Raw genomic sequence first — 19,222 nt, forward strand, 5'->3', positions numbered from 1 at the left:
GTCCGGGGGTTTCTGGCCACATTCCTCCGCATTATTCAGAGCGTGTCGAGCCAAGCGAGAACGCTCGTATCGCGTTTCCACGAGGGCTGACGACCGGGTGTTTCGGGAACGCCGACCTGCTCCAATGCCTTGCGCTTTGTTTCGAGGTTGGCTCTGGCATAGTGGTTCGTCGTATCGAGGCTCACGTGACCGAGCCAGCTACGGATAACCGTGACGTCGACGCCCGCCGATATGAGGTGCACGGCGGTTGCGTGCCGGAAGGCGTGGGGCGTCACATGCTTATCGCGGAGTGTTGGCGTAGTCTCGGCCGCCGCCCTTACATAGGCGGCAAGCTTGAACCGGACCCCCGAGGCGCTGAGCGGCTCGCCATAGCGGTTGACGAACAACCGCTGGTCTAGCGCCCGCGGTCGCCGTTCGAGCAGCTTCTTCAACAACATCACGGTTTCCGGCCAGAGTGGGCAGATACGTTCTTTTCGACCCTTGCCGGTCAGGCGCACGCAGCTTGGGCTTTCGAACCGGATCGCATCGGGGCACAGATCGAGCGCTTCCTGTATTCGCGCGCCGCTGTTGTAGAGGAACGAGAGCAAGGCGTGATCGCGCATACCTTCGAGTGTCGAACGATCAGGCTGAGCCAGGATCGCCGTCACTTCCGCCGGATCCAGATAACAGGGTTGCGACACTGGAGCACGCTTTATCGGGATGTTGAGGATTTCGACGCATTGCGCGATCGATCCGGGATCCCTGGTCGCAACGAAGTTGAAGAAGCTGCGGATCGCTGCAAGCCGGCAGTTGCGCGTGCCTATCGTGCCGCCGCGTTCATGTTCGGCGTGACCCAGGAACGCAATGGCCTCTCCGGCAGTCAGATCGGTCAGCGTGATCATCGCCACCTTCTTCCCTGTGCGCTGTGCGACGAACCGGAGGAACAGCCGCCAGGCATCGCGATACGACCGCACCGTATGGACGGAGGCATTGCGCTGATCGACCAGCCATTCGTAGAAGAATGCGCGCAGCAGATACGAGAACCGATTGCTCGTGCTCATGCCCGCACCTCCGGCCCGATGTTGAGGCATGGCGCTCCCAGCACGCGGAACCGCTCACTGGCGCGATGCAGAAGGTCCTGCGTGACGGTGATGTAGACCAGGGTCGAGTTGATGTCCCGATGGCCAAGATAGGTGGCGAGGAACGGCAGATGAGCCTGCGGGTTGATGCCCGCCTTGTACCATTCGAGGATCCGGTTCACGACCATCGAATGCCGCAGGTCGTGCAAGCGAGGTCCTGTTCGTCCCTGAGGCGGTTTCAGCCCGGCACGACGTATAACGTCAACGAGAAGCCAGGCGACGGCTTCTTTCGTATAGCGGTCACTACGCTGCTCGTGCCAGAACAGGCCGGAACGCGGATCCTGAGATCCACCGGCGCACCGCCGCGCTTCGGTATATGATCGAAGCTCGATCATCACGCTGTCGGGAAGCGGCAGTATCCTGGTCTTGTAGAACTTGGTCTGGCGGATCGTGATCGTGCCGCCCTGGAAGTCAACGTCACCGAGATCGAGGCGGGCCAGTTCGCTTCGCCGCAGACCCGCGCAATAGGCGAGCAGCAGCATGGTGTAGATGCTCAACGGGCGAAGCGGCGCCCGTGGTGACGGGTAAAAGCGGGCGATATCGAGCATACGCCGCACGTCGGCCGGAGTGTAGATATGCGGTTTTCGCCATTGCCTGGCCACTTCCTTTTCCGGACGTGGGTCGGGGCGGCGTGGCGGGATTGATGGATTCTGATGGCGGAGGATTTTCGCAAGGACCCGCTTCAGCTTTTCGCACTCGTTCGGATGATTGCGCGTTGTTTTTGCCGCAGACCAGTGCTGGAGCATCACCGCGATTGGCTGCCCCTGAAGCGCAGGGTTCAACTGCAAGAACCGGTCGAACCGCGAGAGCCACACCGTTTGCGTAGTGTATTTGTACCCTCGATTGCGCATCAGCGTGACGTGTTGGGACATCATTTTGCCCAGTATGCTTCCGAACGGCCTGGGCTGGTGTAGTTCGGCAAGCGCGCTATCCGGATCGCTGGAAGCCAGCGCGCGCCAAACCGGCTTGCACTGTTTGATATTGCAAGCTTCAGCCAGCGCGGCGACGGGATTGCGTTCGATCGCTCCGGTTTCCTCAAGGTGATCGAGGAAGCGGTCGATAATCCGGGTGCGGTGCAGCCGCGTCGTCGCGGCCCACCGTCCCGGCGATACATTCAGCCATGCCACCAGCATGTCCTTGTCGAGCCTGGCGTGGCGTTCGGCAACATCCTGGAAGATGTTGAGCGCCTGCCTGTAGTAGATGGGACTGTTCGTGGTGCGCAGGTTAAGGCCTGCAATGTACCGCGCAATCAACTGGCGCTCAGGGTCGGGCCACATCGTCATGAACGCACCTCCTGTCCCGGCACGTCGAGCGCGATGGCCCGGAGATCCTCGGTAGCGAGCTTCAGATAGGGTGCCGTGGATTCTGTCGAGCGATGCCCGAGCAGGTCGCCGATCACCTTCTGGGGCACGGCGGCACGCAGCATTTCGACTGCACGTGCATGGCGGAAAATATGGGAGCCGTTCTTGCCGGCCGGCGTGACGCCGGCGGCTGTAAGCCGCCGCCGCACCATGCTGGCCAGCAGGCCGAGCTTGCGATACGGCGCGCGCGTGCGGACGAAGATCTCACGGGCATCTGTCGCAGGCCGCCCCACCTGCAGATAGGCAAGCACCGCTTCACCCACCGGCGCCATCAATGGCAGGAATGAGCTAGCCCGGGTCTTGGTGTGCCTGATGCGGATCGATTCCGCTCGCCAGTCCATGTCCTCGATCCGCAGGTTGCAGATTTCGCCCGATCTCAGGCCATAGGTCGCGAGCAATTGCAGGATGGCGTGGTCCCGCAAGCCCGCCGACGTCTTGTCCTCCCCCGACGCCTGCAAAACCGCAGCGACCTGATCGGGCGTAAGGATCGACGGCACACCTTCATAGGCATAGAGCAAAGGGGCGATGACGTGCGGCGATAAATCGATGGCGACGCGCCCAGTCCGATGGAGATAGCGCAGCATCGAGCGAAGGCGCTCGGCCACATCCTTCACGGACCTGCGCGTCTGATGAGGGCTGCGCGTGTCCATGTAGCTATCGATGTCGCTCACGCTCATCGTCATCAGGCTGTCGGGACCGTGCCGATCGATCTGCCAGGCCAGAAAGTTCCGCCCCTCCCACATCAACGCGTCGATGCTGGCCGTAGCGAGACCTCGCTCCTCACGCAGCCATGTCTCGTACTCGTCGCAGATCGCAAAGCGCAGCGCGTCGGCAACGCAGGCCGCCTTCGGCGGGGACGGCCATTGACCCTGTGCGAGCCGCAGCAAGGCATGGATTCCGGAGCGCGGGATAGAGTGCCAGTATGGCCCCGGAGATCGACCATGGCGTTTCCGGAACAGCGCCACCGCATGATGCAGGTACTGAACCACCTGCGTCTCGGTCACCTCCACAACATCGATGCTCTGCTGTGCAAGGTATTCGACGAACCCGCGCGCATAGGCGCAGTAGTTCCCGATCACCACAGGGCTGTATTGCTGGCTGGATAGTACGGTTCTGAGCTCTGTGATCAGTTGGTCATTGGTATTCGACATCGATGGCTCCTCTGCTGGTCAAAATGACTGCAGAAGTTTGCCATCGGAACGCAGAGGCCACTCATTGGATTTTTCGGCTAGAAGGAGACCTTCACCTATCGAACCCATTGCGGGCATTTACATTACCGCTAATCACTGCTGAATCCGGACCTTGCGGGCGGCTCTTACTGCCAGAGATAACCTGTCGAAGAGACCAGTTATATCGGGTCGATTGTCGTCTAGCGGGGGAGCCGAAGTAGCGGTGACGTGGGCGAGTTCACACCGTACCGTGCGGAAGCGTGCGAGCGAGGTAGTCGGAAAGTGGTTTGCCCGCCATGACGGTACTCATCCAGGCTCTGCGCTCGAAATCGATCACACCGAGTTCCCAGACGCAGGCCATGGCACTGGAGACGACGGGTTGAAAGGGAGCCTCCGTCTCGAGCGGTTTGCGCCACAGTCGATGCGTGGCAATACCGCCGTCGATCCAATGGTGCAGAAGCAACCAAAGCGCCTCTTCGCCAGCATGCACAATAGCAAAACCGGCATCCATATGATCGTAAGAATGAACGAGTTTCGCGCTTTCCTCGCGGATCGCATCTTCCGCGCGGAGAATGTCTGTTTCGCGAATTTCGGTATCTGGCGCGCTGATTGCCGAAAGCTTGATTTCCACCGGCCCACAAGCGATGCGCTTCACGAACCATGCCGTGCGCGGACGATAAAGATTGGACGTGTCCAGAAGACTGCTCAAATCTGCACTTTCATCATCAGGCCAGCCATCCTCAATTCAGGAGTCGATTGTGATCGACGATGCCGCGAAGGTGTGGCGGGGGATTGTTTCGAACGCTCTCGCGGCCTGTCCGCAGGAAAACCGATCATAACTGCCGTCGCTTATCCTCAGCACCTTCGATGTCAGCGGGATGAACCGCGCGCAGCCCCACGCAGACCCGGTTCCACAGATTGATCATGCCGATCAGCAACGTGAGCTTCACGATCTCGGATTCGGAAAATGCTGGCTTGAGAGCATCGAAATCCTCATCGGGAGCATGGGTCGCGCCGACATTGGTGAGCGCTTCGACCCAGCCGAGCGCGGCCTTCTCCCGCGCCGTGAACAGCGTGGATTCCTGCCAGGCATCGAGCAAAAGAAGACGCTCGACCCGTTCGCCCTGGGCAAGCGCGTCGGCGGTATGCATATGCAGGCAGTAGGCGCAGGCGTTGATCTGCGACGCCCTTATCTTCACCAGCTCGATCAAACTTTGTTCGAGGCCGGAGGCCGTTATGGTTTCCTCCAGCTTCAGGAGGGATTGCATCAATTTCGGCTCGACGGAAAATGCTTCGATCCTCGGCTGCACAGGTTTCTCCTTTCGTGCGGTTTCGGCCGGTTCCAGCCATCAATTCAGCGCCCAGAGGCCCGAGAGCGTGAGCACCAGAAATGCGATCCATTGGGGCATTTCCCGATGGCTCTGCCGCTTCCAGACCACCACCGCCAAACTCCATAGCGTCATGGCGCCAGCGAGAATGGTGGCTGCGATCGCATAGGTGCGCAGAGCCGGGTCAATCGCCGCGGCGAGGTAGCTCAATGCAAACGCACCAGTCAGGATGCTGACGACGTGCCAGCAGATATACAGGACATGTTTTACGTCAGACGGGAACTCCTGCGACGTGAGCAGGGGCTGTGCGATCTCGCGCCCTCCGACGACAAGGTGGAAGCCAAGCAGCGCCATGGAGATGGCCGCTGGCAGAAAATATGCAGACATTGTCGGCTCCTGATTCCAGTTCCGCTGCGACGGCGTCGCGCATCGGGCGAAGCCGCCGTGATTGGCAGCTGTATCCTTCGACGGCCGGCTCAACGCTCGATCGTCCCCACCCGCCGCATCTTCTTTTGAAGGAGAAGGAATGCGTATAGCAGCGCCTCGGCGGATGGCGGACAGCCGGGCACATAGATGTCGACGGGCAGCAACCGGTCGACGCCGCGCGTCACGGAATAGGAATAGTGATAATAGCCGCCTCCGTTGGCGCACGACCCCATGGAGATGACATAGCGCGGCTCCGGCATCTGATCGTAGACCTTGCGCAGAACCGGGGCCATCTTGTTCGTCACCGTCCCGGCGACGATCATCACATCGGACTGCCGCGGCGAACCGCGCGGCGCGAACCCGAACCGCTCGCAATCGTAGCGCGGCATCGCGAAGTGCATCATTTCAACACCGCAGCAGGCGAGCCCGAACTGGTTCCACATCAGGGATCCCGTACGTGCCCATTGTGCGAGTTTGTCGAAGCTCGTCAGCGCCCAGCTTCTGTCTGCTAGGTCGCTGCTGACTTCCGTGAAGAACCCGGGCTCGATCCGGGATTGCTGGCTCATCTGCCACTCCTCGCTGCCTCGCAGATTTGGGGTTGGCAAGGCGCTTTCGAGAGGCAATATAGGCGACATCCATATTTGTTCAACATCTAAAGATGAACGACGTATAGAAATGCAACTGACTGACCTTCAACCACCACCCGGCCGGCGCGAGCGCAAGCGCAGGCAAATGCTCGACCAGATTGCCGGCATGGCCTTCGAACTATTCGAGCGCGAAGGCTACCAGAACGTCACGATGGAGCAGATCGCGACCACGGCGGACGTAGCTAAAGGCACGCTCTATAACCACTTTCAGGTCAAGGAAGCTGTGCTCACGCACTGGATCGAAAAGGAACTGTCCACAGACCTTGCTGGCCTTGCGCCGGTTCTCGGTGAAACGAACTCGATCCAGGCCCAGTTGACCGCGCTTTTTGCTGCGTCGGCGCAGTGGTGCGAGGGTCACCGGCAATATCTGCCTCCCTATATTCGCTATCGGTTCGGGAGCTTCGACGCGGCCGATGGAGCGGTCAAGGATGGCGAGGACCTCATCACAACCATGACGCAGCTTATCGCGACGGCCCAGCGCGAGGACGAAGTGCGGAGCGATCTCGATGCCGCGCACCTCGCGTTCCTCCTGAACTATTTGTATCTGGCAGCCCTTATGCGCTGGTTGAGTGTCCCCGAGCTTTCCCTCGCAGATGAATTTGAAGCGGCTATCCAGCTCTTCATCAACGGCGCGGCCGAGCCAAGCGCGTGAAGGGAATGCAGCCTGCCATGATCCCTAAACGAGAACACAGGTGTTTTATAATATGATGCTCGTGGCAGCTGTTCTTTTTATCGCTCTCGGCCTGGCCCACTCCATACTTGGCGAGCGGTATATTCTCGTGCGGCTGTTTCGCCGTGAGGATTTACCCACGATATTTGGCAGCACCCGTTTCACCACGCGAACCCTGCGCTTTGCATGGCACATCACGACTATCGCCTGGTTCGGTTTCGCCGCATTGCTGGGGCAGATCGGCCAAGGCCAATTGACGCCCCACGGCGCGGCTCAGGCAATCGGACTCACTTCAATCGCATCCGGACTACTCCCGCTCATCATCACGCGCGGCAGGCATCTTTCATGGGTGGTGCTGTTCATCATCGGCGGCATTTCATTCTTCTGGTCCCAAGTCTGACAATTTCACGCAATGCCCGCATTTTCATGACCAGATCGACAGGGCTGGGTTTTCGGAGTGGTTTCCGTCGCAAAAGTGGGGCAGATCGTCCTAAAACGCAGCGATCATCAGGCCTTATAGGCGCTCATCGTTTATCGATGCGGGTTTTTCTGGGGTTCTCCGATCATTGGCGTCGGGGTGGCATGGTGCCTCAAAAGGGTGCTTTCGCGCGATTTCGGTGCTCTCAGGAGGCGGATTTTCACCGGTCACGCCTTTGCGGCGGCGATCAGGCCCTGTACGCCTACCAGGGTGATGGCCCTTTTGATGTTGTCGGCGAGCGCCGTCAAACTGAACTCGCCACGGACATTCTCCAATCGCCGCATCAGGAACGCGCCCTGATTCATCCACTGCTTGATCGTGCCGAACGGATGTTCGACGCTCTCCCTGCGCGTGTCGAGAATATTAGGCCTGACTGCAAGCCGATCTGCCATGCGGTCGATCACGGCCTCATTCTCAAGGCGGGTGACGCCGCGATAGGATTTGGAAGTACAAGACGGACGCAGTTCGCAGCCCTTGCAAACCTTGCGGTCGCAATAGATCACCTTCACGTTGTCGCGCAATTTGCCGTAATAGCGGGGCCTGAGCGTCTGGCCTGCTGGACAGGTGTAGGTGTCTGCTTCAGCATCGTAGCGGAACTCCTCTTTGGAAAAGAAGCCCTGAGCTACGGCGGGGCCGCGGAGCGGCTTGGGCACGTAGGCGGTGATGCCGGCTGCCTCGCAAGCTTCGATGTCCTCGATCTTGAAGTAGCCCCGGTCGGCGACCGCCTCGATGCGTTCGACGCCAAGCGTTTCCATCGCGGCTTCGACCGTAGGAGCCAGAAGGCCAAGGTCGATTACCTGGTTGCAAACCTCCTGCTCGGCGATCAATTTGTGCTTCGTGTCTACGGCAAGCTGGACGTTGTAGCCAACGCCGACCTTCGTCATGCGGGCCATGGCGCGGGCGTCGGGATCGGTCAGCGATATCTGGTCTTCGCCAGTGCGGTCCAGTTCCTCCAGCATGGCCTTGTGCTTGGTGCGCTTGTCCCTGATCGCCGCGATCTTCTCGGCGAGTTTGCCATCACCCCTTTCCCTGGAGCCGCTGCCGGCCTTCTCTTCATCTGCGTCGCCCTCGTCGAGGCGCTTCATGTAGTCGGCCAGCTTCTCGTCGGCCTCACGGATGAACTTCGTCAGAGCGCCGCGCGTGAAGTTGCGGTCCTTGTTGTTGACCGCCTTGATCCGTGTGCCGTCGACAGCCAGAAGTTCCCGGCCAACAGGTCGAGTTGTCGACACAGGATCACGAATTCCCAAAACACCTGCCGGAAAGCGGATCGGTTTGCCCGCCGGAAAGCGGCAATGGTGCGAAAGTCCGGCTTGAGGTGCCGCAGCAGCCAGATCACCTCGATGTTGCGGTGCGTCTCCGCCTCGGCGGTCTCCTTCCCACCCCAACTTCGCCGTTCCCCCTCGACCAACGGCAACGCCAAAACCCGTCGTTCCATCTTGAAAGTCTCGGCGAGCCGTACCACTGCACCTTTATGCCACTATGGTCAGAAAGCTGAGCAGCGCATCGCGGCCGTTAATTTTCAATCCGCGCAAAACTTAACTCCGTTTGCCCACGCCAACAGAAGCGCCGTCCGCTAGCGCCTGGCTCGACGCGCTGTGAAATAATGCGGAGGAATGCGGGCAGGAATCCGGAGACCACAGCCAATCCCGCCGCGTTCCTTCACATTATGGGCTGCTGCGGATAACTCGAATTATGCTCACCTCATCGAAATTCGAGCCAGGAGCCGATATAGTCGGCATGTCTGACCGTGGGCTCGATGCCGAGCGAAGCGCAGCAGAACGCAGCGTTCAGTTCGGCGACCAGCTCTTCGAAGGCATACTTCTTCGTGCCGAAGCTGCCGGACAATTCACGGCCAAGGCGCGAGGCATGGCCTGTCGCGTGGCCGAGCTCATGCAAGGCGGTGCGATGCCAGTTAATCGGCTCGAAATAGGCTTGGGGCGGCGGCACCTGAACGTAATCGTGTGCCGGAACGTAGAAGGCTCGATTGCCGCCTATTCGGAAGTCCACGCCAGTCGCGTGGATCAGTGCCTCGACCTGGGGCTCAATCAGGCCGGGCGGGGGTGGCGGCGCGGCGGCCATTACGTCCTCGGGCAGGCCCTCGCATTGGGCGGCGTTGAACACCGTGTATCTCTTGAGGAACGGGATCGCCGCTGCGTCCTCGCCGGTCTCTGCGGCGCGCTTCTTCTCGTCGTCGGGCACGAAGCGGTCGGCATAGACGACGGTCGTGCCGCGCTCGCCCTTCATCACGTTGCCGCCGAGCGAAAGCGCCTGGCGGAAGGTGAGCCAGCTTTGGCAGGGATAGCCGAACTGGACCACGGCGCCCCAGAGCAGCAGGATGTTGATGCCGGAATACTGCCGCCCGGTGACGGCGTTCTTGGGCATCGCGAGCGGAGCCGAAGCGCCGCCCCATGGCTGCACCCAGGGCAGCTTTCCCGCTTCGAGATCGGCGATGATCTTGTCGGTGATGTCGTCGTAGAGGTTCGTCCGGTCGTTGCCGGCGCGTGGTGATTTCCTGGTTCTGGCCATCGGGATTGTCTCCGCGACGGGCCTCGGGAGCCTCTCTCCCGATCTTCAACCCGTCACGGCCAACCCGGCCGCACTCTCACTCTCCCGCTCATCCCGACGACGCCGAAATCTGTCCGGATTGGCGTCCGTCAGTAGACGAGCGTGCAAGGACGCGCTGCCCAACGCGCCTCCCGGTGCGCGTCGAAATCGGGATCGATCTCGCGGCAGAGCCGATCGCCTTCTAGCCGCACGGTGGAATCGATGCCTGCTATGCGCAGCGCCTTGGCGAGCCCCTCACAATATTTGTCGACAATGAGCGCGGCGAGATCAGGCGTCTCGGCGCCGCGTGCGACATCGCGCTGACGGGATCGCGCGTAGGAGCGAAGATCTTCCAGCACCTGCCATTCGATCGCTTCCAGCAGATACGACCATATCGTACCGGGCGGCAAGTCCTTGAGCACATCCATTCATCACACCTCATAGGGAAGTTTCGCTTAGCGTGCCCCATCGGCTGACCGAGCCGACGCGGACGCCAGCGCAATGCGTCAGGGATGGAAGCCCGTCAGGGTGAAGACCCGCGACGCGAGGCTTCAGCGCCAGCCGAGAGCCCGGCCCGAAGGGCGACGCCCCGCCTCGAACTTCCCCGATTCTTGCGATAGTGTTCAAGGCAGAGCGATCTTCATCGCCCCCGCGCCAAGTCCGACCCGGCCGCCGCGATCCTCGCCGTCGACGAGCTGGCGCGCGGGAAGGCGATGGCGAAAATCCTGCGCAAGGATTGATGGCGAGCGCGATCACGGTCGTCCGTCTCCGCCACCCTGGCTTCCACGATGATGCAGGCGCGGAATATTCCCCAGGCCGGCACCATCGTGGTGAGCGTGGCTAGGCCGCGATCTGATGATCGACGGCTTCGCCCTCCGCGTCGGCGGCTTCGCGCAGGAAGCGGGCAAGGGCCGCCTTCCGGGAATCACGATCGAGCGCATATGCTGTGTGCTTGAAGGCAACGCCGTCGAGAAGACCCTGGATGTAACCCGAGATGGTATCGGCCGCCATGATGAGAGCCGTGTCGAGCGTGTGAATGTATTTGCTCGTGACCGATCCCTTGGAATGGCCGACCAGCGCGGCGATCGTGATCTCGGTGAATCCGAGATCGTTGGCGATGCTGGCGAAGCTATGGCGAAGGACGTGCGGCGTGACGTCGGCGAGGGGCGAGTCCTTGAATATCTGCTTCCAGTGATTGGGGAAGCTGCCGAACGCGCCGTCTTCCAATCGCGTGCCGGGGAACACATACGCTCCGGTCGCCTGATCCTTCTGCGCCTCAAGATACTCGATGACCGGAAGGCCGATAGGCCGGGTCGAGGCGCCTTCCTTGCTATCGGTTAGACGCAGGCAACTGGCGTCCGTATCGACCTCGCTCCACATCAGGGAGATCATCTCCGAGCGGCGGCATCCGGTCAGGGCGATCTGCCGGATGATTTCGGTGGTCATCGTGTATTTCTCGTTTTCGGCCGCCGTCCGCAGCATGTCGCCCAGGATGCGATACTCCGCTTCGGACAGGCGGCGATTGCGCACCTTGTCTTTCGGCTTGCGTATGCCGTGCGCAGGGTTGCGGTCGATGATGCCGGCTTCCATCGCGTAGGTCAGGATGCCGCCGAGCAATCCGACCGTTCGAGCCGCCGTGCCGGCGCCGCCGCGAACAATGGCCTTGCCGCGCAGCTTCTTGGTCTTGACCGAAACGCGCGTCTTTCCGGCCATGATGTCCTTCATCACCTTGTTGATGTCGGCCTTCGCGAGATCCTTGACGCGGCGCGTGCCGATCAGCGGAATGATATGCCGTTCGATACGCCCCATGTCGGTGGTGATCGTCGTCGTCTTTTTGGGACGCCCGCCCTTGCCGAGGATCAGGCCGGCCTTGAGGTCAGCGACATAGAGATCGCAAAGCTCTTTGACCGTTATCGCCTTGTGGTCGAGCTGGCGTTCCTCGGACGGGTTCTCGCCGCGCGCGACGCGGCCGAGCTGGGCCTTGGCCTCCTGACGCGCGTTCTCGGCCGTCCAGATTCCATGAAGGCCGATGGTGAAGCGCCGGGTCCGGCCTGCCGCTCGATACTGAATGAGATAGCTGCGTTTGCCGGAGGTGAAGACGCGCAGGCCGAAGCCCGGCAGATCGTCGTCCCAGATGAAGTAGTCCTTCTCGCGCACCTCGGCGGTTTCGACAATTCGCTTGGTCAGCTTTGCCATCAGACGTAACCTCCGCTGAAGAGGAGCTGTTTCCACGGAAGCGCCACGGAAGCAGCCGGGAGTGAATTAGAGCGTGTCCAAGGATACCGAAGAGAAGCGGAGATTTCAACTTTCTTTTTGTTTTCAGTATGATAGAGAAACATAGCGTGCCCTCGCGATTTGTAGCGAAAGGGAGTCTAAAAAACTCCGAAGGCAGAGGTCACACGTTCGAATCGTGTCGGGTGCGCCATTCTTCCACTGGGCAACATCATTCTTACATATGGTTCGAGCGAGGCCGGGCCACCCGGTTGCTGGCAAACCGGGTAGCGGGTCATACAGCTGTTGTCTGCGATTGGCTCAGGACGCCTGGAACGCGTTCGCGCTTTTGCTTGTTAACGGCGAGCCCGGGCGTCATTGGCGCGGATGGATCGTGCTTCGACGCCGGATTGGATCTCGTCGCCGCCCATTGATCCGGGACGGTCAAGACCAGGCTCGGCAGACGTTTCTTGCACCTCGGCTTCCGCCTGCTCCCAGTGTTCCTTCTCCCGTCCGCTGGGCTGACCCTCGGCGAGCCAAATCTCGTGAGCGCGTTGGCGGATACGGTCTTCGTGGTCGGTATGATGTGTCATGATGAACTCCTCCAGACCAAGCAACTCGCCCGCGCCATCTCAGGTTCCCGGCGCGCTATTTTCCTGCGATTTTAAGGTGCCGAGCGCACACACAGGTTAGCGACCACAAACCCGCTTCGTCCACGTCGACGCTGGGGCACGCTGCGGAAAGCAACCAGGCGTTGGGGAACATGGAAGGCCGTCCAGCGTTTTGGGCGACAGACGAGGCAAGGAGTTCGGCTGTGGCACCGAGACCGTATTGGAGGGGTTATCTCAAGCTTTCGCTGGTAACCTGCTCGGTGACGTTGGCGCCCGCTACCACCGACAGCGCCAAAGTGCGTTTTCACACATTGAACCGCAAGACCGGGGAGCGAATATATACACGCTATGTCGATGCGGTCTCCGGCAAGGTCGTGCCGGATAAGGATCAGGTCAAAGGCTATGAGCGCGGCGAGGACGATTACGTCCAGCTTGAGGACGATGACCTCGATGCGGTTCAGCTCGAGAGCACCCGGACGATCGACATAGACGAGTTCGTCGACGCCGACACGATTGAATGGGTCTATTATGACAGCCCCTATTTCGTCGTGCCCGCCGACGCGGTGGGTGAAGAGGCGTTTACCGTTATTCGCGAGGCCATGGCCCAGAGTGACGTTGTCGGCATTTCCCGCCTCGTTCTCGGCAATCGAGAACGTGCCGTGATGCTTCAGCCGTGGGAGAACGGCATCATTTTGTGGACATTGCGCTTTGGAGATGAAGTCCGAGAAGAAGATGAATATTTCAAAGCTGTCGACGACGGAAAACCTGATCCAAAACTGCTCAAGATGGTTGAGCAGATTATAGATGATCGTACTGTGCCATGGTCGGACTCCATGGTGAACGACCCGGTGCAAGATCGCCTGATGGACATCATCAAGGCCAAGAAGCCGGCCAAATCCAAACGGAAGCCGAAGGCGGTAACCGACCAAGAAGAAGAGCCGGCCAGCAACGTCATCGATCTCATGTCCGCGCTCAAAAAGAGCCTCGCGGACAAACCCAAGAGCGGTAAGAAATCGGGCTAGCTGGCTTTTCGCTGTGTGCTTGCGGCGGGCTTTTTCGATTTGGCCGCGCTGGACTTTTTACCCTTGGCACGCGCCTGCTTTGCTCCGGCGCTTTCGCGCAAGGCATTCAGCAAATCATTGGATTTGGTGGGCTCAGGACGACGAAGGGGAATGACTTTCCGGCCTTCGATCTTCGCCTTAACGAGATCGGCAAGCGCCGCTTCATAGCGGTCCTCAAACTTTTCGGGCGAAAACTTTCCCGCTTTCGTCTTCAGGATGTGCTGGGCGAGCTCGAGCATTTCGGCGTCGATCTTGCGCTTGGCGATGTCCTTGAAGGCCGCCTTTGCCGAGCGGACCTCATAGTCGAAATTAAGCGTCGTAGCGATCAGCCCGTCATGGTGCGCCCTGATAAGCACCGGTCGTACACGGCGAAACAAAACCGCATGGGCAATCGCGGCGGTCTTGCGCTTGCGTAGCGCTTCGCGAATGAGAACAAAGGCTTCCTGCCCCGCCTCATCTGAAGGCAGCAGATAGTATGGCTTGTCGAAATATGTCGGCTCGATCCGGTTGCAGGCGAGAAAGGAATCGACCTTGAGCGTCTTATCACTGTCGGGAACTGCCGCTGCGATCTCATCGGGCTCGAGAACAACGTATTTGCCTTCGCTCGTCTCATAGCCTTTGACCTGATCTTCCGCCTCGACCGGTTTGTCGGTCGTTGTGTCTGCATAAATGCGGCTAAGACGATGGCCGGTCTTTCGATTGACGAGGTTGAGCGAAATGCGTCCGGCAGTCGAGGTGGCGGTGTACATCGACACCGGGCACGCGATCTCTGCGATCTTGAGCGTTCCTTTCCAGACTGCACGTGGTGCCAATTGAACCTCCTGAAGTTGGCGATAGAACGAGAAAGCATTGACCTGCGTTCCAAGACAGTATGGGAACTCCCATGGCTTTGCGTGCATTGGATCGCGGTAACCGAAAGGAGACCATCAATGCCTGACGATCCAAGCAAGACAGGATACCGTGATCGCGACCGTGTCGCCGGAGACCAGGATTATGAAGTGCGGTACTTCGCACAACAGAATGGCGTTACAGAGCAGCAGACGCGGGACCTGATTAAAAAGCACGGGAATATGCGGACCGATCTCGAACGGGAAGCCAAAAAGCTCAAGTCTTGACGGTGGCCGTTCCAGGCAAGGCGTCCGAAGCCGACAGCATCAGGATATCGACCTTCAACGTCAACGGCATCAACGGGCGTCTTGCCATCGTGTTGCGATGGCTCGAAGAAACCGCGCCCGACATTGTGTGCCTTCAGGAACTCAAGGCTCCAGACCAGAAGTTTCCCGCGGATGCCTTAGAGGCGGCCGGGTATTCGGCCGTCTGGAACGGGCAGAGCCGATGGAACGGGGTCGCAATTCTTGCTCGGGGAACTGCGCCGATAATCACCCGACGCACACTTCCCGGCGACAAGGACGACGACCAAAGTCGCTATATCGAGGCCGCCGTAAACGGCATCCTTGTTTGCTGCCTCTACCTGCCGAATGGCAATCCAGCGCCGGGACCAAAATTTGACTATAAGCTCAAATGGCTAGACCGGCTCCTGGCCCACGCTGGCACTCTGATCGAGGCGGGCGTTCCTGCCGTCTTGGCAGGCGACTTCAACATCATTCCAACCGAGCGCGATGTCTATAAGCCGGAGCGCTGGATTGACGACGCGCTGTTCAGACAAGAAGTGCGCGCGGCGTATCAGCAACTTCTCGAGCAGGGATGGCAGGATGCCATTCGCAGGCTCTATCCCGACAAGACAATCTATACATTCTGGGACTATTTCCGGAATGCATGGGAACGCGACGCGGGCTTGAGGCTGGACCATTTCCTGCTATCGCCGCCATTGCACGGCCGCCTGATCGATGGCGGTGTGGATCGCGACGTTAGAGGTTGGGAAAAAGCCAGCGATCACGCTCCAGCCTGGATATCGGTCAAGGCGGAAACGACGCTGTGACGCCTGCACCGCCACGGTCCCATATTAAAAAGGGACGCCGAGGCGTCCCTTTCGTATTTGATAGCAATCGATCAGAACGGGCTATCGGGGAAGTAGTACTGCTCGGCGTTTTCCTGGGTGATCAGCGGCGCGCCCAGGATGTAGGTGCCGGTCACGGGACCGTTGGAGTTGAAGTGCGCAACTGTCACGTCCATGGCGGTCGCAATCATCGCGGGCGGATAGAGAACGTTCACCGGGATCAGTTCGTCACCGTCCATGATGCCCTTGATGACATCCTTCATGCCTGCGCCGCCGACGATGAACATTTCGTCTTCGCGACCCGCCTGACGCACGGCTTCGACAACGCCCATGGCTATGTCGTCGTCCTGAGCCCACACACCGTCGATGTCAGGGAAGCGGGAGAGGAAGTCCTGCATCACTTCAAAGCCATCGTCGCGGTTCCAGTTTGCGAACTGGTTATCGAGCACGTTGATACCCGATCCTTCGATTCCTTCCATGAAGGCATCGAAACGTTCGGTATCGATAACTGTGGGAATGCCGCGCAGGATCACGATATTGTCGCCGTCACCCAGGCGCGTGAGGAAGTATTCGGCCGAGACCGAGCCCAATTCGGTATTGTTGCCGGCGACATAGACGTCCTGGATCGATTCATCGGGAAGGCCGCGATCGACCACGGTGATGAACGCACCCGATTCCTTTGCCTGACGGACTGGCTCGACGAGCGGATCGGATTCGAACGGCAGAACGACCAGCGCCTGAATCTGCTGCACGGAGATCAGATCTTCGATGTCGCTGGCCTGGTCGGCCGGGCTATCGGCGGTCACCAGGGTGATATCGATATTGGGATTGGCTTCTTCGATGCGCCGTTCGGCTTCCTGGGCGTGCCAGTTAAGCCCGCCGGCCCAGCCATGGGTCGCCGCTGGAATGGAGACGCCGATCCGGATCTGGTCTTGAGCCAGGGCGGGCGCGGCCAGGGCGGTCGTCGCCGCCAGGGCCAAAGTCAATACTTTGATAGACATGGTATTCCTCCCTAAAGTGTGGCGCGTTAGGCGCCGTCCAGCCCGCTTTTGTGAAGCGGGAATTTCTGTCGAACTATTCAGGTTTTTTGGCGCGACGGCCGGTACGGAACGAACCGCGCTGCAAATAGACAGCGGCGACGATAATGACGCCCTGAACCGCCCCGTTGAGGTAGTTCGAGATGATGTCGGTGAGATTTAAGATATTGCCGATGGCGGTCAGGATCAGCGCGCCGATCACCGTTCCGCCGATGCGGCCATAGCCGCCCTTGAGCATGGTGCCGCCGATGATGACGGCCGCAATGGCTTCGAGTTCCCACAGCACGCCGGTTGCGGATGAGGCAGACCCCAAGCGAGGGACATAGATGATGGTTGCCAGCGAAACGCAAAGTCCCTGCAAGATGTAAGTCACCGTCCTGATCCGGTCGACCTTGATGGCCGAGTAGCGCGCGACGTGCTCGTTGCTGCCGATCGCCATGCAGTAGCGGCCAAAGGCTGTGCGGTTCATCAAAATCCAGCCGATGATGGCGACGATGATGAACGTCCAGACCGGATAGGGTATGCGCAGGAAGCTCTCGTAATAGACCGGGCGATAGATTTCACGGGCGCCATTATTGAGCGACAAGGTGCCGCCATCGGCAAAATAGGTGACGAGGGAGCGATAGATACCCATCGTGCCCAGCGTCACGATAAAGGCCTCGATCTTGCCTTTGGTCGTGAGAAACCCGTTGATGAAGCCGGCGCCGATGCCGAGGATGAGTGAGCAGCCGATCCCCAGCACCACCGTCCAGATCGAAGCGCCGAACGCATCAACCGCGCCATTCATGATGATGATCATCATGCCCGCAATAAAAGCGGCCATCGACCCGACCGATAGATCGATGCCGCCGGCGGTGATCACAAACGTCGCCCCTACTGCGATGATGCCGATAAAGGCGGAGCGGGTGAGAATATTGGTAACATTGCCCTCATTGAGGAAGGCGGGGTTCAGCGAATAGCCTAAAATAATCAGCAGGATCAGCGCCAGTAGCGGCCCTGCGGTCTTGAGATCGAGGTGAAAGCCCTTTCGCGGCTTCGCAGCCTCATGCGCTGATACGCTCATCGTCCCCACCCTGTCTGATGCCTGCGGCGTACCGCATGATTTCTGTTTCCGTTATCTCGGCGCCTTCGAGTTCACCCGCGAGGCGCCCCTCTCGCATGACGACAACCCTGTGGCTGACCCCGATCACCTCCTGCATCTCCGAGGAGATGACGATGATCGATTTTCCCTCGGCGGCGAGGGCTGCGATGATGTGATAGATCTGCTGCTTGGTGCCGACGTCGATGCCGCGCGTCGGCTCATCCATGATGATGATTTCGGGGTCGGACTCCATGGTCTTTCCCAGCATGAGCTTTTGCTGATTGCCGCCCGAGAGCTGGCCGACCCGCACCGAGGCATCGCGCGCCCGGATATCGAAGCGCCGCACAGCCCTTTGAAGCGCCTGCGCTTCGCTCTTGCCATCCAGAAAGCCGTGTTTGAGGTGCTTTTTAAGCGTCAGCAGCGTGAGGTTGGGTTCCAGCCCTGCATTGAGCAGCAGGCCGCGACCCTTGCGGTCCTTGGTCATATAAGCGAGCCCGGCGGCGACCGATTGGGAAACCGTAGAGAAATTGGCCAACCGGTCATCGACCCAGACTTCTCCCGAGCGACGCGTATTGAGGCCGACAATCGCCTCCGCAACGGCCGTGCGCCCTGATCCGATAAGACCCGCAAAGCCAAGGATTTCGCCCCGCCGCAAATCGAACGATATGTCTTTGACGCCGGGCGCCACCAGATTGCGCACCGATAAGACCACAGGCGCTTCGACGTCCGGCTCGTGCTTGGGCGGATAGAGGTTTGAGAGTTCGCGACCAACCATCATCTGGGCGATGGAATCGGGGGTCAGGGCCTCGGTTCCGACCGTCGCGATCAATTGCCCGTCCCGCAGTACGGTCACCCGCTGGGCGAGCTCCATGATTTCTCCGAGCTTGTGGGATATGAATATGACCGCGACACCGCGCGCTGTGAGGCGACGGATCTGCTCGAACAGGGTCTGGGTTTCGCCCACCGAGAGCACTGCCGTCGGCTCGTCCATGATCAGGACGCGCGCATCGCGGCTGATCGCCTTGGCGATCTCGACCATCTGCTTGTCCGCGACCGACAGGGTGTTGATCCGCGCATCGGGGTCGACATTGACGTGCAGTGTGTCGAGGATAGCGCGGGACCTCTCGCGCATTTCCCTGACCCGCAGAAAGCCGTTTCGAGTCAGTTCGCGACCCAGGAAAATCGAGTCCGACACCGTCAGGTGTTCGGCAAGCAGCAGTTCCTGATGGATAACGACGATGCCCATGGCTTCGGCTTCGCCATTGGGCGGCAGCACGACGTTTTGGCCATCGTAGGAAATCGACCCTGAGCTTGGTTGCTCCAGGCCCGAAAGCACCTTGATGAGAGTGGATTTACCGGCGCCGTTCTCGCCGATGATGGCATGAACTTCACCCGGGCGAATGTCGAAATCGATGCTGAAGAGCACCGGCACGTCGCCGAAGGATTTGCTGATCCTGTGCGCCGCCAGAATAACAGGCGCAGTGGTGCTATCGTCGTTGATCGACATGCTTCCCCCCAAGATG

21 protein-coding genes are annotated in these 19,222 nt (G+C 59.9%); 5 read left to right on the plus strand and 16 right to left on the minus strand.

Going from position 1 to position 19,222, the window contains the following annotated elements:
• Positions 1-35: 35 nt before the first annotated feature.
• The 7 genes from BLR31_RS17320 to BLR31_RS17350 all read right to left on the minus strand — a co-directional run bounded on the left by BLR31_RS17320 (position 36) and on the right by BLR31_RS17350 (position 5,968).
• On the minus strand, positions 36-1,040 hold the full coding sequence (locus tag BLR31_RS17320) for a site-specific integrase (protein WP_090598254.1): 1,005 nt from the start codon (positions 1,038-1,040) through the stop codon (positions 36-38).
• Positions 1,037-2,401, minus strand: a complete 1,365-nt coding sequence (locus BLR31_RS17325) for a tyrosine-type recombinase/integrase (RefSeq protein WP_090598256.1) — start codon at positions 2,399-2,401, stop codon at positions 1,037-1,039. The genes BLR31_RS17320 and BLR31_RS17325 overlap by 4 nt, the downstream gene beginning before the upstream one ends.
• The gene (locus tag BLR31_RS17330; RefSeq protein WP_090598259.1) at positions 2,398-3,630 is read right to left on the minus strand and encodes a site-specific integrase; all 1,233 of its coding nucleotides are present in this window, start codon (positions 3,628-3,630) and stop codon (positions 2,398-2,400) included. The genes BLR31_RS17325 and BLR31_RS17330 overlap by 4 nt, the downstream gene beginning before the upstream one ends.
• A 256-nt stretch (positions 3,631-3,886) precedes the next feature.
• On the minus strand, positions 3,887-4,357 hold the full coding sequence (locus BLR31_RS17335; protein ID WP_425287266.1) for a hypothetical protein: 471 nt from the start codon (positions 4,355-4,357) through the stop codon (positions 3,887-3,889).
• 124 nt (positions 4,358-4,481) lie between these two features.
• Positions 4,482-4,958, minus strand: a complete 477-nt coding sequence (locus tag BLR31_RS17340; protein ID WP_090598261.1) for a carboxymuconolactone decarboxylase family protein — start codon at positions 4,956-4,958, stop codon at positions 4,482-4,484.
• A 39-nt stretch (positions 4,959-4,997) separates the two neighbouring features.
• Positions 4,998-5,363, minus strand: coding sequence for a hypothetical protein (locus BLR31_RS17345; protein WP_143009425.1), 366 nt, complete (start codon positions 5,361-5,363; stop codon positions 4,998-5,000).
• 89 nt (positions 5,364-5,452) lie between these two features.
• Positions 5,453-5,968: a NuoB/complex I 20 kDa subunit family protein gene (locus tag BLR31_RS17350; protein WP_090598268.1), complete on the minus strand. Its 516-nt coding sequence runs from the start codon at positions 5,966-5,968 to the stop codon at positions 5,453-5,455.
• Between the two features lie 109 nt (positions 5,969-6,077).
• Between BLR31_RS17350 and BLR31_RS17355 the strand changes: the two genes are divergently transcribed.
• On the plus strand, positions 6,078-6,701 hold the full coding sequence (locus tag BLR31_RS17355) for a TetR/AcrR family transcriptional regulator (RefSeq protein ID WP_090598270.1): 624 nt from the start codon (positions 6,078-6,080) through the stop codon (positions 6,699-6,701).
• Between the two features lie 40 nt (positions 6,702-6,741).
• Positions 6,742-7,119, plus strand: a complete 378-nt coding sequence (locus BLR31_RS17360; protein ID WP_210183949.1) for a hypothetical protein — start codon at positions 6,742-6,744, stop codon at positions 7,117-7,119.
• A gap of 245 nt (positions 7,120-7,364) precedes the next feature.
• Here the strand turns inward: BLR31_RS17360 and BLR31_RS17365 are convergent, their stop codons facing one another.
• From BLR31_RS17365 to BLR31_RS17390, 5 genes are all read right to left on the minus strand, one after another.
• The gene (locus tag BLR31_RS17365) at positions 7,365-8,444 is read right to left on the minus strand and encodes a transposase (RefSeq protein ID WP_244505120.1); all 1,080 of its coding nucleotides are present in this window, start codon (positions 8,442-8,444) and stop codon (positions 7,365-7,367) included.
• 454 nt (positions 8,445-8,898) lie between these two features.
• Positions 8,899-9,723 (minus strand): ArdC family protein, encoded by an 825-nt coding sequence (locus BLR31_RS17370; RefSeq protein ID WP_090598275.1) that lies wholly within the window; start codon positions 9,721-9,723, stop codon positions 8,899-8,901.
• Between the two features lie 128 nt (positions 9,724-9,851).
• Positions 9,852-10,169, minus strand: a complete 318-nt coding sequence (locus BLR31_RS17375) for a hypothetical protein (RefSeq protein WP_090598277.1) — start codon at positions 10,167-10,169, stop codon at positions 9,852-9,854.
• Between the two features lie 412 nt (positions 10,170-10,581).
• On the minus strand, positions 10,582-11,937 hold the full coding sequence (locus tag BLR31_RS17385) for a tyrosine-type recombinase/integrase (RefSeq protein ID WP_090598282.1): 1,356 nt from the start codon (positions 11,935-11,937) through the stop codon (positions 10,582-10,584).
• A gap of 371 nt (positions 11,938-12,308) precedes the next feature.
• Positions 12,309-12,545, minus strand: coding sequence for a DUF2934 domain-containing protein (locus tag BLR31_RS17390; protein WP_090598284.1), 237 nt, complete (start codon positions 12,543-12,545; stop codon positions 12,309-12,311).
• Positions 12,546-12,766: 221 nt separating this feature from the next.
• Between BLR31_RS17390 and ku (BLR31_RS17395) the strand changes: the two genes are divergently transcribed.
• Complete coding sequence (ku, locus tag BLR31_RS17395; protein ID WP_090598287.1) at positions 12,767-13,585, plus strand: non-homologous end joining protein Ku; 819 nt, start codon at positions 12,767-12,769, stop codon at positions 13,583-13,585.
• Here ku (BLR31_RS17395) and ku (BLR31_RS17400) read toward each other — a convergent pair.
• Positions 13,582-14,436 carry a non-homologous end joining protein Ku gene (ku, locus tag BLR31_RS17400; protein WP_090598365.1) on the minus strand — a complete coding sequence of 285 codons (855 nt, stop codon included), beginning with the start codon at positions 14,434-14,436 and terminating at the stop codon, positions 13,582-13,584. The two genes, ku (BLR31_RS17395) and ku (BLR31_RS17400), sit on opposite strands and share 4 nt — an antisense overlap.
• A 117-nt stretch (positions 14,437-14,553) precedes the next feature.
• On the opposite strand from ku (BLR31_RS17400), the gene BLR31_RS17405 reads away from it, so the two are divergent.
• Both BLR31_RS17405 and xth read left to right on the plus strand, forming a co-directional pair.
• Positions 14,554-14,739, plus strand: a complete 186-nt coding sequence (locus BLR31_RS17405) for a DUF3606 domain-containing protein (protein ID WP_090598290.1) — start codon at positions 14,554-14,556, stop codon at positions 14,737-14,739.
• A gap of 38 nt (positions 14,740-14,777) precedes the next feature.
• Entirely contained in the window at positions 14,778-15,563 is a 786-nt protein-coding gene (gene xth / locus BLR31_RS17410) for an exodeoxyribonuclease III (protein ID WP_090598367.1), read from the plus strand.
• Positions 15,564-15,634: 71 nt separating this feature from the next.
• Here xth and BLR31_RS17415 read toward each other — a convergent pair whose 3' ends face one another.
• The 3 genes from BLR31_RS17415 to BLR31_RS17425 form a co-directional block, all read right to left on the minus strand.
• Positions 15,635-16,582, minus strand: a complete 948-nt coding sequence (locus tag BLR31_RS17415) for a substrate-binding domain-containing protein (RefSeq protein ID WP_090598292.1) — start codon at positions 16,580-16,582, stop codon at positions 15,635-15,637.
• 73 nt (positions 16,583-16,655) lie between these two features.
• A complete protein-coding gene (locus BLR31_RS17420; protein WP_090598294.1) occupies positions 16,656-17,681 on the minus strand; it encodes an ABC transporter permease in 1,026 nt (341 codons plus the stop codon).
• The gene (locus tag BLR31_RS17425) at positions 17,662-19,206 is read right to left on the minus strand and encodes a sugar ABC transporter ATP-binding protein (RefSeq protein ID WP_090598296.1); all 1,545 of its coding nucleotides are present in this window, start codon (positions 19,204-19,206) and stop codon (positions 17,662-17,664) included. Before BLR31_RS17425 ends, BLR31_RS17420 begins: the two co-directional genes overlap by 20 nt.
• Between the last annotated feature and the right edge of the window lie 16 nt (positions 19,207-19,222).

Origin of the sequence: Pelagibacterium luteolum (assembly GCF_900100665.1) — a bacterium.
Taxonomy (GTDB): Bacteria; Pseudomonadota; Alphaproteobacteria; order Rhizobiales; family Devosiaceae; genus Pelagibacterium; species Pelagibacterium luteolum.

Coding starts and splice junctions, on each gene's coding strand:
- BLR31_RS17320 (WP_090598254.1), bottom strand. CDS start 1,040: ATGAGCACGAGCAATCGGTTCTCGTATCTGCTGCGCGCATTCTTCTAC.
- BLR31_RS17325 (WP_090598256.1), bottom strand. CDS start 2,401: ATGACGATGTGGCCCGACCCTGAGCGCCAGTTGATTGCGCGGTACATT.
- BLR31_RS17330 (WP_090598259.1), bottom strand. CDS start 3,630: ATGTCGAATACCAATGACCAACTGATCACAGAGCTCAGAACCGTACTA.
- BLR31_RS17345 (WP_143009425.1), bottom strand. CDS start 5,363: ATGTCTGCATATTTTCTGCCAGCGGCCATCTCCATGGCGCTGCTTGGC.
- BLR31_RS17350 (WP_090598268.1), bottom strand. CDS start 5,968: ATGAGCCAGCAATCCCGGATCGAGCCCGGGTTCTTCACGGAAGTCAGC.
- BLR31_RS17355 (WP_090598270.1), top strand. CDS start 6,078: ATGCAACTGACTGACCTTCAACCACCACCCGGCCGGCGCGAGCGCAAG.
- BLR31_RS17370 (WP_090598275.1), bottom strand. CDS start 9,723: ATGGCCAGAACCAGGAAATCACCACGCGCCGGCAACGACCGGACGAAC.
- BLR31_RS17375 (WP_090598277.1), bottom strand. CDS start 10,169: ATGGATGTGCTCAAGGACTTGCCGCCCGGTACGATATGGTCGTATCTG.
- BLR31_RS17385 (WP_090598282.1), bottom strand. CDS start 11,937: ATGGCAAAGCTGACCAAGCGAATTGTCGAAACCGCCGAGGTGCGCGAG.
- BLR31_RS17390 (WP_090598284.1), bottom strand. CDS start 12,545: ATGACACATCATACCGACCACGAAGACCGTATCCGCCAACGCGCTCAC.
- BLR31_RS17405 (WP_090598290.1), top strand. CDS start 14,554: ATGCCTGACGATCCAAGCAAGACAGGATACCGTGATCGCGACCGTGTC.
- BLR31_RS17415 (WP_090598292.1), bottom strand. CDS start 16,582: ATGTCTATCAAAGTATTGACTTTGGCCCTGGCGGCGACGACCGCCCTG.
- BLR31_RS17420 (WP_090598294.1), bottom strand. CDS start 17,681: ATGAGCGTATCAGCGCATGAGGCTGCGAAGCCGCGAAAGGGCTTTCAC.
- BLR31_RS17425 (WP_090598296.1), bottom strand. CDS start 19,206: ATGTCGATCAACGACGATAGCACCACTGCGCCTGTTATTCTGGCGGCG.